At 64.6% G+C, this 15,006-nt stretch carries 14 protein-coding genes; 10 read left to right on the top strand and 4 right to left on the bottom strand.

Going from position 1 to position 15,006, the window contains the following annotated elements; translation table 11 throughout:
* Nucleotides 1-86 precede the first annotated feature (86 nt).
* A complete protein-coding gene (gene scpB, locus C515_RS20495) occupies nucleotides 87-680 on the top strand; it encodes an SMC-Scp complex subunit ScpB (protein WP_043648989.1) in 594 nt (197 codons plus the stop codon).
* 115 nt (nucleotides 681-795) lie between these two features.
* Here scpB and C515_RS0109845 read toward each other — a convergent pair whose 3' ends face one another.
* From C515_RS0109845 to lysA, 3 genes are all read right to left on the bottom strand, one after another.
* Nucleotides 796-1,599, bottom strand: a complete 804-nt coding sequence (locus C515_RS0109845; protein WP_043648992.1) for an EAL domain-containing protein — start codon at nucleotides 1,597-1,599, stop codon at nucleotides 796-798.
* A gap of 67 nt (nucleotides 1,600-1,666) precedes the next feature.
* Complete coding sequence (locus tag C515_RS0109850; protein ID WP_028455396.1) at nucleotides 1,667-2,911, bottom strand: mannosyltransferase family protein; 1,245 nt, start codon at nucleotides 2,909-2,911, stop codon at nucleotides 1,667-1,669.
* Nucleotides 2,912-3,371: 460 nt separating this feature from the next.
* The gene (lysA, locus tag C515_RS0109855; protein WP_028455397.1) at nucleotides 3,372-4,607 is read right to left on the bottom strand and encodes a diaminopimelate decarboxylase; all 1,236 of its coding nucleotides are present in this window, start codon (nucleotides 4,605-4,607) and stop codon (nucleotides 3,372-3,374) included.
* A 97-nt stretch (nucleotides 4,608-4,704) separates the two neighbouring features.
* Between lysA and C515_RS0109860 the strand changes: the two genes are divergently transcribed.
* From C515_RS0109860 to C515_RS0109870, 3 genes are all read left to right on the top strand, one after another.
* Entirely contained in the window at nucleotides 4,705-5,589 is an 885-nt protein-coding gene (locus C515_RS0109860) for an ArgP/LysG family DNA-binding transcriptional regulator (RefSeq protein WP_028455398.1), read from the top strand.
* 83 nt (nucleotides 5,590-5,672) lie between these two features.
* The gene (locus C515_RS20500; protein ID WP_051304827.1) at nucleotides 5,673-6,479 is read left to right on the top strand and encodes an endonuclease/exonuclease/phosphatase family protein; all 807 of its coding nucleotides are present in this window, start codon (nucleotides 5,673-5,675) and stop codon (nucleotides 6,477-6,479) included.
* Entirely contained in the window at nucleotides 6,472-6,858 is a 387-nt protein-coding gene (locus C515_RS0109870; protein WP_144290419.1) for a hypothetical protein, read from the top strand. The genes C515_RS20500 and C515_RS0109870 overlap by 8 nt, the downstream gene beginning before the upstream one ends.
* 289 nt (nucleotides 6,859-7,147) lie before the next feature.
* On the opposite strand, the gene C515_RS0109875 is transcribed toward C515_RS0109870, so the two are convergent.
* Nucleotides 7,148-8,848: a bifunctional metallophosphatase/5'-nucleotidase gene (locus tag C515_RS0109875; protein WP_043648995.1), complete on the bottom strand. Its 1,701-nt coding sequence runs from the start codon at nucleotides 8,846-8,848 to the stop codon at nucleotides 7,148-7,150.
* 199 nt (nucleotides 8,849-9,047) lie between these two features.
* Between C515_RS0109875 and C515_RS0109880 the strand changes: the two genes are divergently transcribed.
* The 6 genes from C515_RS0109880 to C515_RS0109905 all read left to right on the top strand — a co-directional run bounded on the left by C515_RS0109880 (nucleotide 9,048) and on the right by C515_RS0109905 (nucleotide 15,004).
* A complete protein-coding gene (locus C515_RS0109880; protein ID WP_245575019.1) occupies nucleotides 9,048-10,346 on the top strand; it encodes an NAD(P)/FAD-dependent oxidoreductase in 1,299 nt (432 codons plus the stop codon).
* Nucleotides 10,339-11,109 (top strand): DUF1365 domain-containing protein, encoded by a 771-nt coding sequence (locus C515_RS0109885; protein ID WP_051304828.1) that lies wholly within the window; start codon nucleotides 10,339-10,341, stop codon nucleotides 11,107-11,109. The genes C515_RS0109880 and C515_RS0109885 overlap by 8 nt, the downstream gene beginning before the upstream one ends.
* Entirely contained in the window at nucleotides 11,106-12,326 is a 1,221-nt protein-coding gene (locus C515_RS0109890) for an SAM-dependent methyltransferase (protein ID WP_028455403.1), read from the top strand. The genes C515_RS0109885 and C515_RS0109890 overlap by 4 nt, the downstream gene beginning before the upstream one ends.
* A 307-nt stretch (nucleotides 12,327-12,633) precedes the next feature.
* Nucleotides 12,634-13,149 carry a chalcone isomerase family protein gene (locus C515_RS0109895; RefSeq protein WP_245575020.1) on the top strand — a complete coding sequence of 172 codons (516 nt, stop codon included), beginning with the start codon at nucleotides 12,634-12,636 and terminating at the stop codon, nucleotides 13,147-13,149.
* Entirely contained in the window at nucleotides 13,146-14,483 is a 1,338-nt protein-coding gene (locus tag C515_RS20505) for an MFS transporter (protein WP_051304830.1), read from the top strand. Before C515_RS0109895 ends, C515_RS20505 begins: the two co-directional genes overlap by 4 nt.
* On the top strand, nucleotides 14,480-15,004 hold the full coding sequence (locus C515_RS0109905; protein ID WP_028455405.1) for a DUF3833 domain-containing protein: 525 nt from the start codon (nucleotides 14,480-14,482) through the stop codon (nucleotides 15,002-15,004). Before C515_RS20505 ends, C515_RS0109905 begins: the two co-directional genes overlap by 4 nt.
* Nucleotides 15,005-15,006 lie beyond the last annotated feature (2 nt).

The raw sequence follows: 15,006 nt of genomic DNA on the forward strand, positions 1-15,006 counted from the left end.
TTATGAATAAAGGCTGTGTGGCAATACCCCTGTGATGAAATGTTTTTTCATGTTCCGTACCGCTTAGGCAAAAAAGGTTTGCGCGCATGTCCGACATCGACCGTCGTCATCTGAAAAACGTCCTCGAAGCCGCGCTGCTGGTGAACCAGGAGCCGCTGTCGGTCGCACAGCTGAAGCAATTGTTTGGCGTGCCGCCCGAAGGCGCCGAGCTGGTTGCCGTGCTCGAAGAGCTGCAGCGCGACTGGGACGGACGCGGCATCGAGCTGGTGCGGCTGGCCAATGGCTGGCGCTTTCGCGCGCGGCTGGACATGCAGCCCTATCTTGAGCGCCTCAAGCCGGAAAAGCCGCCGCGCTATTCGCGCGCGGTGATGGAAACGCTGGCCATCATTGCCTACAAGCAGCCGGTGACGCGTGGCGAGATCGAGGAAATTCGCGGCGTGACGGTGTCGAGCGCCATCATCCAGACGCTGAAGGAGCGCGGCTGGATCGACGTCGTCGGCCACAAGGAAGTGCCGGGCAGGCCGGAACTGCTGGCCACCACGAAGGATTTCCTGGCGGATCTGGGGCTGGCCAGCCTGCGCGAGTTGCCGCCGCTGGCCGAGCTGGGCAATCTGGTTGTCCCCGTCAGCGCCGATGCCGCCGATACCGCCCGTGAGGCGGACAGCGGGGAAGGCTTGTAACGCCCCTCATTCCCCAAAAACCTCAACGCAGAGGCGCAGAGGCGCAGAGAAAATCGCAGCCGTTGCTGCTTTCTCTACGCCTCTGCACTGTATGTGCTGGCGAGAGCGGGGTGACTTATGGCCGGGCCAGCGGCAGCGCTTCGATTTCCGGGCGGGCGAAGAGGTAGCCCTGAATCAGCCTGACGCCCATGCTGGACAACGTCGCCAGCTCGCCCTGTGTTTCCACGCCTTCGGCGATCACGGTGATGTCCAGCCGTTCGCAGGTCAGCAGCACGCCAGCCAGAATGGCCTGCCGGCTGGGGCTTTGGTCGATGCCGCGGGTGAGTTCCATGTCGATCTTCAGCACATCGGGCTGGAAGGTCGCCAGCAGATTCAAGCCCGAATAGCCGGCGCCAAAATCGTCGATGGCGGTAATGAAGCCATGTCGGCGATAGGCTTCGAATATGCCGATCAGGTGCTGGCTGTCGCGCACCTGTTCGCCCTCGGTGACTTCAAACATCAGCCGGTCGGTCGGAAAGCGGTGGCGTTCCGCCGCTTCCAGCGTGGCGCGGATGCAGGTTTCCGGCCGATAGACGGCATTGGGCAGGAAGTTGATCGACAAGCGGCAGTCGGGCAGCTGTGGCAGGCCCAGGCCTGCCGCCAGCTCGATGGCCTTGACGCGGCAGGCCTGGTCAAAGCGGTAGCGGTTGCCATCGTTGACCTTGGCAAGCACTTCACCCGCTGGTTCGCCATTGGCGCCGCGGATCAGTGCCTCGTAGGCGTAGGGCCGGCCGGTATCGAGATTCATGATGGGCTGGAACGCCATCGTGAATTCAAAGCCCAGTGCGGTGAGATTGCGGCAGTTGTCGCAGCCGAGGGCGTGAAAGGGTTGCTCGAAGCGGGTCTGTGCGTCCAGGCGGAGCAGGGTGCGTGGGTTCATGACGGGCGCCCGGTATGGATGACAACCCTACATCATAGCTTGCCAGCAGCGTCACGCCAGCGACAGCCTAGTAAACGCCATTGCGCAGCAACAGCGGCACAAACAGCGCGATGCCGAACACCATCGCCGCATCGGTGGCCGATTGCAGCAGCCGGTGCTTGCGGCACAGCAGGGCGGTCGCAATGGCTAGCGGAAACAGGCCGCCCAGATAGCGCGGGCCGGAAATCAGCCAGGTGGGCGAGTAACTGATCAGCAGGTAGACCAGCGCATAGGCCAGATAGGGCAGCGGCATCACCCGCATGCCGGCGGCCAGCACGATGACCGCCGCAAAGAACATCAGCAGCGTCGGCAGCCAGGTACCCAGGCCCAGATTCTGCTCGCCGGTGAGCAGGCGCTCGGCGGCTCCGGCCAGATTGTTGGGCAACCAGCCGAAGCTTTGCTGCCAGTTGAGCTGCTGGTATTCGACAAAGCGCAAGGGGTCGCCGCTGACGGCATAGTTGAGACCGAGGTAGAGCAGGATGCCGGTGGGCACCAGCAGCACGGCCGCCAGCGCATGACGCGGCCGCTGCAGCGTGCCGGCGCGCCAGTGCAGGGCGATGTCCACGCCGATGGGCACCAGCAGCAGCAGCCCCTGGTTGCGCGTCAGCGCCGCGCACAAGCCGACCAGTCCGGCCGCCAGCCATTGCTGTCCGCGCAGGAACCAGAAACAGCTGATGGTCAGCAACAGAAACAGGCTTTCCGTGTACACCATGCCGTAGAAGAAGGAGAACGGAAAAAACGCCAGCAGCACGCAGCTGTGCCAGGCGGTGTGCGTGTCATTGGTTTCGCGCAGCACCAGGCGGTAAAGCATGGCGCAGGCGCCGGCAAAGGCCGCCAGCGAGAGCAGCGTACCGGCCTGCACGGCGTTGAGGCCGGTGAACTTGAGCAGCGCGATCAGCGCCGGATAGAGCGGATAGAAAACCAGGCGGAAGCGCTCGTCCCCACTGTTCACATAGCCATTGTCGGCAATGCCCAGATAGTGCCAGGCATCCCAGCGCACCCAGATTTCGCGGAAGCTCTCGAAAAAGCCGATGTACTGGCCCTTTTGCAGCATGAAGCACAACCAGCCATACAGCCACACGCTGCCGCGCGCCAGCAGCGCCATGCCCACCACGGCGAGCAGGGCGGTGAAGAGTGTTTGCCGTGTACTGCTCGCTGCCACCGTGGGAAAGCTGGCGGCGCCATTCTGGCGTTCCTGCCAGGCGAGATTGAATTTGAGCAGGCAGGCGATGACGAGCCAGCTGAAGCAAAAGAAAGTGACAAAACCGAGCATGCTGCACCCTGTGCCGCCGGAGGAGTCCGGCCGTCGTGTTGATTCAAGCGAACGAAAGCATGCCGGGAATCGGTGTCACCTGCGAAGTCTTTCCTTTGCGTGGTGTGACAGTTTTTACACAGGTTTGTATATGATTATTTGCTTGTATATTTCTGCAGCCTTTGTAATAACTTGGTCACAGAGATATACCCGCAAGAGTTTGTTCGCAGGGAAACGTTGTTCAAGCCAGCGTCAGGACTACCCCTTGCCATGAAATCAGGCTAAATGTGCTCGTGTCACGCTGATGCTGGCTCCTTCCCCCTGCAAGGGCCACTGTCGCGAAAACAAGCCGACGCAGGCGAAAAAGCGCAGCGCCTTGCGGCGCTGGCGCTTATCCGAGCGAAGAGGATGTGCTTGTTTTCGCGACAGTTGTCAGGGTTACCGCGCTGATTGACGCTTGCTGCTCAGGGGTTGCGGCTTGTCAGATGCCTTCCAGCGCCAGCAGCTCGGCGACGGTCTGGCGGCGGCGGATCAGCCTGATTTCGGCGCCGTCTACCAGCACTTCCGGGATCAGCGGGCGGGTATTGTAATTCGACGACATTGATGCGCCGTAAGCGCCGGCGTCGTGGAACACCATCCAGTCGCCGATCTCCGCTGCCGGCAGCTCGCGCGGGATCACCGTGCCGCCTTCTTCCTGGGTGAAGACGTCGCCCGATTCGCACAGCGGGCCGGCGACCACGGTGGGGCGCACCTCTGTGTTGCGTACTTCGCCTGCCGGCGTCAGTACGCTGATTTCATGGTGGCTGCCGTACATCGCCGGGCGCATCAGGTCGTTGAAACCGGCGTCGCACAGCACGAAGTGATTGCTGCCGGCGTCTTTTTTCGCGCGCACTTCAGAAATCAGCTTGGCGGATTCGGCAACGAGGAAGCGGCCCGGCTCGATTTCCAGCGTGACCGGATGGCCCAGATGCGCTTCGACTTCCTTGCGTGCCTTGTCCCACAGCGAGAAATAGTGCGCGGTATCGATGCGCTCGCCGCCGATCCTGTAGGGAATCGACAGGCCGCCGCCGGCGGAGATGGCCTGCAGGTCGCGGCCGCTGGCCTTCACCTGGGCGACCATGGCGTCGCAGACTTCGGACAAGTGGCTGTAATCGACGCCCGAGCCGATATGCATGTGCAGCCCCACCAGATTCAGGCCGTACTGGTCGATCAGCGCGTAGGCTTCAGCCAGCTGCGCGTGCCAGATGCCGTGCTTGCTGGTTTCGCCGCCGGTATTGGTTTTCTGGCTGTGGCCGTGGCCGAAACCCGGGTTGATGCGCAGCCATACCGGATGGCCGGGGCTTGCTTGTCCGAGCTGCTCCAGCATCTGCGGGCTGCCGGCGTTCACCGGCACTTTCAGCTCGACCACGCGCGCCAGGGTGGCGCGATCCAGCAGGTCGGCGGTGAAAACAATATCGCTATGCACGCCGCCAACCGTAAAGCCCGCCGCCAGCGCACGCTCGATTTCGCCCAGCGAAACGGAATCCACCTTCACGCCCTGTGCGCGCATCAAACGCAGGATGTGGGTGTTCGAGCAGGCTTTCTGCGCGAAGCGGATGACGTCGAACTGGCGCAGCTGGCTGATGCGCTCGCGGATGATGGCCGCGTCGTAAATCCAGCACGGCGTGCCGTGGGCTTGGGCGATGGAAACGAGTTGCGGGCCGTTGACGGGTTTCATGGCGGAATCTCTGCGTTGACTTTGGGTTGGCAGCTATTCAACCAGAGCGCCCGGCCGTGGTAAAACGATGCTTTCTTATCGGGATGCAGGCCGCCTAATGCTCGACTACAAACTGCTGGAAGCGCTCGATGCCGTGGTGACGGCGGGCAGTTTCGAGGGCGCGGCGCGGCGCCTGCATCTGACGCAATCCGCCATCTCGCAGCGCATCCGCCAGCTCGAAGAGCGCAGCGGCACCGTGCTGCTGGTGCGCGATACGCCGGTGCGCGCGACCGGGGCCGGGCAGAAGCTGCTCGCGCATGTGCGCCAGGTGCGGCTGCTTGAAGCCGAGCTGCAGCAGGACGTGGATGGCGTGTTGGACGACTGGCTGACGCTGCGCATCGGCGTGAACGCCGACAGCCTCGCACTGGGGCTGATCGCCGCGCTGGCGCCGGTGCTGCAAGCCGGGCGCATCCTGCTCGATTGCGTGGTGGCGGATGAGGCGCAAACGCTCGATCAGTTGCGTCTCGGCGAGGTTTCCGGATGTATAGGTACGCAGCCAAATGAAATCGCTGGCTGTGGCGTGATACCCCTTGGCAGTGTCGAGTATGTGCTGGTGGCGACACCGGAATTCGTCGTGGCCTTTCTGCCCAGCGAACTGAACGCCGCCGCACTGGCCGATGCGCCGGCGGCGGTGTTCGGCCAGCAGGACAGCATCCACCGGCGCTGGCTGCGCGAGCGGCACGGTCTGCAGCACGGTGATTATCCCTGTCATGTGATCCCCGATTCGACCGCGCTGTTCGGCGCGGTGCGCGCCGGGCTGGCTTATGGACTTGTTCCGCTGCCGCAGGCGGCGCCGGCGCTGGCGGCCGACATCCTGCAGCGGCTGCCCGCGCCGGAAATCACCGTGCCGCTGTACTGGCATCACTGGCGCCGGCAAACCGTCGCCGAGCGCGCGCTGGCCGATGCGGTGCGGGCCTTTGTGCAGGAATTGCAGGACGCATGAGACGCCATGCGCAGCCCGTGCCGCTCGCCGGTAAGGTGAAAACTGCCGGCGATGCGGCGTCTTCCGCCTCATATAATGCCCCTATGCCGCATACCGTCCTTTCTGCCAGTTCCGCTTCGCAGCGCCTGGTCGTCGCCTCCTACAACATCCACAAGGGCCTGTCGCCGCTCAACCGGCGGCTGGTGCTGCACGATGTGCGCGAGGCACTGGCACACCTGTCGCCTGATGTGGTTTTCTTGCAGGAAGTGCAGGGCGAGCATCACCGGCATGCGCGGCGCTTTTCGCACTGGCCGGCGCTGCCCCAGCACGAATTCCTCGCCGGCGAGGTCTGGACCTCGACCTACGGGCGCAATGCCAGCTATCAGCTGGGCCATCACGGCAATGCACTGCTGTCGCGCTTTCCGATACGCCGCTGGCACAACCATGACCTGACGCTGCATCGCTTCGAGCAGCGCGGGCTGCTGCATTGCGTGGTTGATGTCGCCGGCTGGGAGAAGCCGCTGCATGCGCTGTGCGTGCACCTGAACCTGCGCGCGCGCGACCGCCGTCGCCAGCTCGACATGGTGATCGACTGCGTGCACCAGGAAGTGCCGCAGCATTCGCCGCTGGTGCTGGCAGGCGATTTCAACGACTGGCAGCACGAGGCATCGACCATTCTGCAGCGCGAGCTGGGCCTGCACGAGGCCTTCGAGACATTGCACGGCCGGCCGGCGAAGAGTTTCCCGGCCAGATTGCCGCTCTTGAATCTCGACCGCATCTACACGCGCGGTTTCGCCATCGAGACGGCCGAGGTGCTGCTGGGTCAGCCCTGGCGCAGCATGTCCGACCACGCGCCGCTGCTGGCGGTGCTTGATTGCCGGCATGCCCGGCATGGCGGCGCCCATGCCTGATCTGCGCGCGCTGTGGCGCATCTACCTGCAGCCGTGGCGGCTAGGCAGCTTTCTGGCCGGTCTGGCGCTGCTGATCGCCGGCGGGAAGTGGTATCAGCTCAATGACTGGGATGATGGCGTCTCCCTGCTGATGGCTGGCCTTACCTATCTGCTGATGCCTTACTTTGACTGGTGCCTCGCTGCGCGCGAACGCTGGCTGGCGGCCTTCATGGTCGGCAATTTCTGCGTCGATACCAGCTACGCGCTGTACTGGGCAGTGCTCGCGCCGGATCGCGAGGTGACGGTGCGGGTGGCCAATTACAGCGCGTCGTGGTGCCTGTTCATCGCCTGCTGGCTGGTGTGGTTCCACTTCCCGCGCCGGCTGGCCAGAGCGCGCTGACGGGCAACTATTGATCCGGCCCTCTGATGTTTTCAGTCGTAGCGAGCTTGCTCGCGATTGGCAACGCTTCGCGAGCAAGCTCGCTCCGGAAGTTCAAACTTCTGAGGGCCGGATTAATAGGCACGGAAAAAAGCGCCGCAGGCGCTGAAACCCCGAAACTGATAATTAGGAACATCGTTGCGGGTATTGCCCTACAGGTAAATTCTAGCAACGGCTGCAGACCAATACCCATTAAAACAACAACGCCGGCAAAGCCGGCGTTGTTGTTTTAAGGGAACGGGAAAGGCGCTCAGTTGCTGCGGCTTACCCGGTTGAGCTCAGGCGCCGTCAGCGGCGAGTTGGCCTTGATGTAATTTTCCAGCGCATCGACATCCTGCGCGCCGCCCAGCGGATTGCCGCCCTGCACCAGCACGGTAAAGTTGTCGCCACCGCTGGCGAGGAAATTGTTCACCGTGATGCGGTAGCTGCTGCCGGCCTGCAGCGTGACACCGTTGAGCTTGATCGAGGCGGGGTCAACCTTCTGGCCGGCCGGTTTGGCATTGTCCCAGTTGTAGCTGAAACCGCGCGATACCAGCAGGATGCGGTTGCCGGGCTGCTTGTTGCTGTAGCCGGCAAATTGCTGTTCGAGCAGTTCCCGGATTTGCGCGCCGGTCAGCGTCAGCGTCACCAGGCTGTTGCCGAAGGGCTGCGTGGTGAACAGCTGGCCGTAGGTGACATTGCCGCTGGCGTCGGGCGTCAGATCGGCGCGTACTCCGCCCGGATTCATGAAGGCGATCTGCGCGCCGCCCAGTTTGGCGTCGCTGGTCGCGGCCAGCTGGGCGTCGGCGATCACATTGCCCAGCAGCGATTCGCCAGCGGCGTTGGCCGTGCGGCTCAGCGCGGCTTTCAGCTGGCCGACGATGCGGTTTTCCAGCGGCTTGACCAGCAGGTCGTACTTGCTGATCAGCGCGGTTTGCAGCGCATCGGGCGCCACATCGTTGCTGACCACGACATTCTTCGCGCTGCGCTTGATGATGTCGCGGGTCTGCGGGTCGATCTGCAGGTCGATTTCGGAAATCATCCGGCCATACTGGTTGGCGCTGGTCACGAGTTTGCCGTTGATCTGGCAGTTGTAGGCCTGGTGCGTGTGGCCGCTGACGACCACGTCCACGGCCTTGTCGAGCCTGCTGACAATGTCGACGATGGGGCCGGAAATGCCTTTGCACTCGTTCAGGCTGCCCGTCTGCAGGCCGCCTTCGTGGATCAGCACCACGATGGCTTCGATGCCCTGCGCCTTTAGTTCCGGCACCAGCTTGTTGACGGTCTCGGCCTCGTCGAGAAATTTGAGCCCGGCCACGCCAGCCGGCGTGACGATGCCCGGCGTGCCCTTGAGCGTCATGCCGATGAAGGCGACCTTCACGCCCTTGAATTCCTTGACGCTGTAGGCCGGAAAGAGGGTCTTGCCGGTTTTTTCCTCGACGACATTGGCCGCGAGGAATTTGAATTTTGCACCGCCAAAGCTGCTCTTGCCCACGCAGCCATCGAGCTTGTGGCAACCGCCATTCTGCATGCGCAGCAGCTCTTCGGCGCCTTCGTCAAACTCGTGGTTGCCCACGGCATTGAGGTCCAGCCCCATCTCGTTCATGGCCTCGATGGTCGGCTCGTCATGGAAGAGCGCGGACAGCAGCGGGCTGGCGCCGATCAGGTCGCCGGCCGACACCACCACATTGTTCGGATTTTTCGCTTTCAGCGTCTTGAGCCAGGTGGCCAGGTATTCCGCGCCGCCAGCCTTGACGCTGACGGTCTTGCTGGCGTCCAGCGGGTCGGGAATGCTGACCGAGCCGCCGGGTTTCAGATTGCCGTGAAAGTCATTGAAGGCCAGCAGCTTCACGTCGATGGGCGCGGGCGTCGGGGTCGGCACGCTGGTGGCATTGTCATTGCCGCCGCCGCAGGCGGCCAGCAGCAGCGCGAGAGCCAGTGCGGGGAGGGTCATCAGGTGTTTGCGGTTCATGATGGTCGGGGAGGGTGAAAGGATAGCAAGAGCTTAGGCGCGCCGGTTTGCATGGTGATGACAGGCTGCGACAGCGCTGCGGGCGCAGACGCGTTTGTCCAGGCTTGTCTTGTACAAAATCGGCCTTTCATCGTTTATTACCTTGTTTTGTACAATACAAAGTAGTAGATTTGACTGTACAAAATTCGGGAAGACCATCGTGAACAAAGCGAGACAGGCAGGCGAGCGCATTGCGGTGATTGGCGGTGGCATCAGCGGGCTGGCTGCAGCCTGGCTGCTGGCAAGGCGCTATGACGTGACGCTCTACGAGGCCGGCGACTATGTCGGCGGCCACAGCAACACCATCGACGTCACGCTGGGCGGGACCACGCACCCGGTCGATACCGGCTTTCTGGTGCACAACGAGCGCACCTATCCGAACCTGATCGCGCTGTTTGCCGAGCTGGGCGTGCAAACGGTCGCCAGCGACATGTCCTTTGCCGTGGCGCTGCCGCACCTGAATCTGGAATGGGCGGGCAGCAATCTCAATACCGTGTTCGGCCAGCGCCGCAACCTGCTGCGCCCGGCCTTCTGGCGCATGCTGTCCGACATCCTGCGCTTCAACCGCAACGCCGCCGCACTGCTGGCCGAGAGCCGCGACAACGGCCAGACGCTGCTGCGCCTGCTTGATCGCGGCGGCTACGGGCAGGAAATGCGCGAGTGGTATCTGCTGCCGATGGCCGCAGCGATCTGGTCCAGCCCCAGCGCGGAAATCCTGCGCTTTCCGGCGGCCACCTTCCTGCAGTTCTGCCTGAATCACGGCCTCTTGCAGGTGAACGACCGCCCGCAGTGGAAAACGGTGGCCGGCGGCTCGCGCGAGTACGTGGCGCGCATGCTGCCGGCCATCCAGCAGGTACGCGTAGCGAGCCCGGTCAGCGCCGTGCGCCGCTTTGAGGACCATGTGGAAATCGACAGCCTGGGCCAGACCGCGCACTTTGACCAGGTGGTGTTCGCCACGCACGCGCCGGACACGCTGGCGCTGCTGAGCGACGCCAGCGCGGCCGAGGCCGAGCTGCTGTCGGCGATCCGCTATCAGCCCAACCGCGCCGTCGTGCATACCGACGCCAGCTTCCTGCCCAGCCGGCGCGGGCTGTGGTCGGCGTGGAATTACCAGGGCGGCCCGGCCGGCGAGGACCTGCAGCGCCCGGTGTGCGTCAGCTACCTGATCAATGCGCTGCAGCCGCTGCCCTTTGCCGAGCCGGTGATCGTCACGCTCAATCCCTGGCGCGAACCCGACCCCGCCACCGTCATCCGCGATCTGGACTACGACCACCCGCTGTTTGACGAGCTGGCCATCCGCGCCCAGGAAGGGCTGTGGCGCATCCAGGGCAATCGCCGCAGCTGGTTTTGCGGCGCCTGGTGCGGCTATGGCTTTCACGAGGACGGCCTGAAGGCCGGGATGCGCGTGGCCAATGCGCTGGGCGTGCGCGCCGCCTGGCAGGGTGACGGCGATGTTTGACGGCCTGCCCGATTTCAACCTCTGCTTTGGCCGCGTCATGCACCGGCGCCTGCGCCCGGCCGGGCACCGCTTCCACTATGGCGTCGGCTTTCTGCTGTTTCGCCTGGCGGCGCTGCCCGAGGCGCGCAGCAGCGTGCTGTTTGGCTGGAATCGCTGGCGGCCCCTGTCCTGGCTGGCGCGCGATCATGGCGCGGGCGACGATGCCCCCGAGGCCTGGGCGCGCGCGCGGCTGCGTGATGCCGGCATTGCCTCGGCGGACGGCGACATCTGGCTGCAGTGCTTTCCGCGCGTGGCCGGCTATGTCTTCAACCCGGTCAGCTTCTGGTATTGCCTGGATCGTGCCGGCCAGCTGCAGGCCGTGCTGGCCGAGGTGAACAACACCTTTGGCGAGCGGCATGTCTATCTGCTCAGCGCGGATGCGGGGCCCATCGTGCCGGGCGGCACGCTCAGCTGTCGCAAGCTGATGCAGGTGTCGCCGTTCAACCGCATCAGCGGGCATTACGAATTCCGGCTCGACTGGCAGGCCGCGCGCCTGCGCGTCGCCATTGATTACCACGACGAGGCGGGGCTATTGCTGCAGACGGCGGTGTGGGGCGCACCCGCGCCGCTGAACCGCGCCGCCTGCGCCCGGCTGCTGCTGGCTTATCCGCTGATGAGCTTCGCCATCATGGCCCGCATTCACTGGCATGCGCTCTTGCTGCTGTGCAAGCGCGTGCCCTTCTTTGGCAAGAACGGCTACCAAACCAATGAGGCAAGACCATGAATACCCGCGTGCTTGACCGTCCCTCCACCGCCAAACCCCGCGCGCCCGGCTGGCGCAGCCGCCTGCTGCTGGCGCAGCTGGAGCGCCTGCAGGGCGGGCTCTTGCTGCTCGATCTGCCCGACGGCAGCCAGCGCGCCTGTGGCCATGGCCAGCCGCAGGTCACGCTGCGCGTGCATGACTGGGCGGTGTTCGAGCGCGTGCTCGCCAGTGGCGACATCGGGCTGGCCGAAGCCTACCGCGATGGCCTGTGCGACTGCGACGACTGGGTGGCGCTGATCGGGCTGGCCATCGCCAACCGCGCAGCGCTGCAGCAGGCCATCGACGGCAACTGGCTGGGCAAGCTGGCCTACCGCCTGCGCCACGCCTTCAACGCCAACACGCGCAAGGGCAGCCGCCGCAATATTGCCGCGCATTACGACCTGGGCAACGCCTTTTACCGCCTGTGGCTGGACGACACGATGACGTATTCCAGCGCCGCCTTCGATGGCGATGCCACGCAGGATCTGGCGCAGGCGCAGCGCCGCAAGTATCTGCGCCTGCTGGAAGGCCTCAATGCCCGGCCCGGCCAGCACATTCTGGAAATCGGCTGCGGCTGGGGCGGCCTTGCCGAAACCGCCGCGCGCGCCGGCCTGCGCGTGCATGGCCTGACGCTGTCGACCGAGCAGCTGGCCTATGCCAGCGAGCGCCTGGCCAATGCCGGCCTTGCCCGGCTTGCGCAATGCAGCCTGACCGATTACCGCGACCTGCCGCCGGCCGCCCGCTACGACCACATCGTGTCGATCGAAATGTTCGAGGCGGTGGGCGAGCGCTACTGGCCGACCTATTTCGCCACGCTCAAGCGCCATCTGTCGCGCGAGGGGCGGGCGGCGCTGCAGGTGATCACCATCGCCGACGAGCAGTTCGAGCAATACCGGCGCGGCACCGATTTCATCCAGCAATACATTTTCCCCGGCGGCATGCTGCCCAGCCGCAGCGTCTTCGAAGCGCAGGCGGCGCGTGCCGGATTGAAGGTCGTCGAGCGCCGCGATTTCGGCATTGACTACGCCATCACGCTGGAGCGCTGGCGTCATGCCTTCGAGGCGAAGCTGGAGGCCATCCGCGAGCAGGGCTACGACGAAGCCTTCATCCGCCTGTGGCGTTTTTACCTGTGCTACTGCGAAGCAGGTTTCCGCGCCGGCAGCATCGGCGTTTCGCACTGGTGGCTGGAACACGCCTGAGCCGGATGGGCAGGATGACTTGGCAAAACCCCAATTACTGATCCGGCCCTCTGATGTTTTTTGTCGCAGGAGCGAGCTTGCTCGCGATCAGCAACGCTTCGCGAGCAAGCTCGCTCCTACGAAAGTTCAAACTTCTGAGGGCTGGACCAATAAGCACAGAGACACAGAGCAATGTGGGAGCCGCTCTGCGCTTTTCTCAGGGTTTTGCCTCCTCTGTGCTCTCTGTGTCTCTGTGGTTCAAAAAGGTTTTGTGGCCGACAAGGTTTGCCAATCGGTTATCGTATTGCGCATTGCTATGGGTATCATCATGAAAGCTATTTTGCTGTTTGGCTTGCTGGCAATACAGTCCATGGTATGGGCGGAAACGCCGCGCTGGCTCGAGCGCCATATGCCGCAGCCCGCGCTGGTGGGCAAGGGCGAGATGCGCTGGCTGGCGCTGCGCGTCTACGAGGCGCGGCTGTGGGCGCCCGCCGGGCGCTACAGCCTCAATGAGCCGTTTGCCCTGCAGCTGGTGTATCGCCGCAGCATCGAGCGCGATGACATCGTGCAAAGCAGCGTTGACGAAATCCGCCGCTTGTTTGGCGCGCCACCGGCATTAGCGCAATGGGAAGAGGGCATGCGTCGCGCCTTTGTCGATGTGCGTGATGGCGACGAAATCACCGGCGTGTATCAGCCCGGCGGGCCCGCGCGCTTCTACCAGCAGGGCCGCCTGCTGGGCGAAATCGCCGATCCGGAATTCGGCCGCAAGTTCTTTGCCATCTGGCTCGATCCGCGCACGCGCGAGCCGGACCTGCGCCGCGCCTTGCTGGGGCAGGCGGGATGAACGCCGCCCAGTCGCGCGGCTGGCTGGCCTACGGTGTCTTGGGCATGCCGCTGGCCATGGTGGCGCTGCCGCTGTATGTGACCGCGCCGCGCTTTTACAACCACGAATTCGGCCTGGCGCTGGCACTGACCGGCGCGGCCATCCTGGTTGCGCGCCTGTTCGATACCGTGCAGGACCCGCTGCTGGGCCGCTGGCTGGATCGCCGCCCCGCGCATGCCACCGCGGCGCGCTGGGGTGGTGCGCTGCTGATGCCGCTGGGCCTCCTGGCCTTGTTTGCACCGCCCGCGCTGCCCGGGCCGGCGCTCGCCGTGTGGTTGTGCCTGTCGCTGGTGGCGATTGCGCTGGGACACAGCCTGATCACGCTGCCCTATCTGGCGCTGGCCGGGCGGCTTGCTGCTGATGCGAGCGCCAGCGACCGTTTCAATGCCAGCCGCGAAGGCTTTGGTCTGCTTGGCGTACTGCTAGCCAGCGCCACGCTGCCGGCCGTGCTGCAGGCCGGCCCGCACTGGCAGGCTCCGGCGCTGCTGCTGCTGGGCTTGCTGCTGCTGGCCGGTGTGCTGCTGCTGCCACGCCAGGCCGGCAGCGGGGAGGACAGCAGCCGGCAGTCCGGCAAGGAGCTTGTCGAAAAATCGGGGGTATGGCCAACAGACCCAACACTGATCAAGTTCCTGGCGATATACCTCGTGAATGCCTTGTCGGCGGCGCTGCCGGCAACGCTGGCGCCGTTTTTCATCGCCGACGTGCTGGCAGCTGAAGCCTGGACCGGCCCGCTGCTGGCGCTGTATTTCCTGGCCGCCGTGCTGCTGTTGTCGCTGTGGGTGCGGCTGGCGGCGCGCTTTGGCCGCCTCCGCGTCTGGCTGGCCGGCATGCTGCTCACCGTGCTGGTGTTCCTGCCGGTGCCCTGGCTGGCTGCCGGCGATGTGGCGATCTTTGCCGTGATCTGCGTGCTCAGCGGCGCGCTGCTCGGCGCCGATCTGGCCCTGCCGCCGGCCATGCTGGGCGCGCTGGCCGGGCGCGAGCTGCTCACGCAGCGCTACGGCTGGTGGAGCCTGTGCGGCAAGCTGGCGCTGGCGCTCGCCGTCGGCGTGTCGTTGCCGCTCCTGCAACTGCTGGGCTATTCCTCCAGCGCGAAAACCGGGCTGCTGGCCCTGGCCATCTGCTATGCGGCGCTGCCGTGCACGATGAAACTGCTGGCCGCCGCGCTGCTGTGGCGCTGGCAGTCTGCGCTGGCGGCGGCGGACGGTGGCGATCACGCCGGAGGCGGCGAGATCGCGGGTGCCGGGCCAGCAAACGGCAATCACGGCCGCAATCCTCTCACTGGAGCTACCTCATGAAAAAATGGCTATGCATGCTGACACTGGGGCTGGCCGGTTGTGCCGGCGTCGATGTCGACACCTACCGCAACGAAGCGCCGCCGCTGCGGCTGGAGCAGTATTTCACCGGCACCATCGACGGCTGGGGGCAGTTCCAGAAGCGCGACGGCACGGTCGTCAAGCGCTTCAAGGTGGTGATCGACGCCAGCTGGCAGGGCAATACCGGCACGCTGGACGAGCATTTCCGCTACAGCGACGGCAGCACCGGCCGCCGCGTGTGGACCATCACCGCGCATCCGGACGGCCGCTACACCGGCACGGCCAGCGATGTGGTCGGCGAGGCCGAGGGCCGGGTCGCCGGCAATGCGCTGCACTGGCGCTACCGCCTCAATCTGCCGGTGGACGGCAAGGTCTACGAGGTCGAATTCGACGACTGGATGTGGCTGCAGGAGGATGACGTACTGCTGAACCGCTCGGTAATGCGCAAGTTCGGCTTCGATCTGGGCGAGGTCTTCCTCAGTTTCAAGAAGCGGGATCAGTAAGA

It is taken from the genome of Chitinilyticum litopenaei DSM 21440 (assembly GCF_000428145.1).
Lineage (GTDB): Bacteria > Pseudomonadota > Gammaproteobacteria > Burkholderiales > Chitinibacteraceae > Chitinilyticum > Chitinilyticum litopenaei.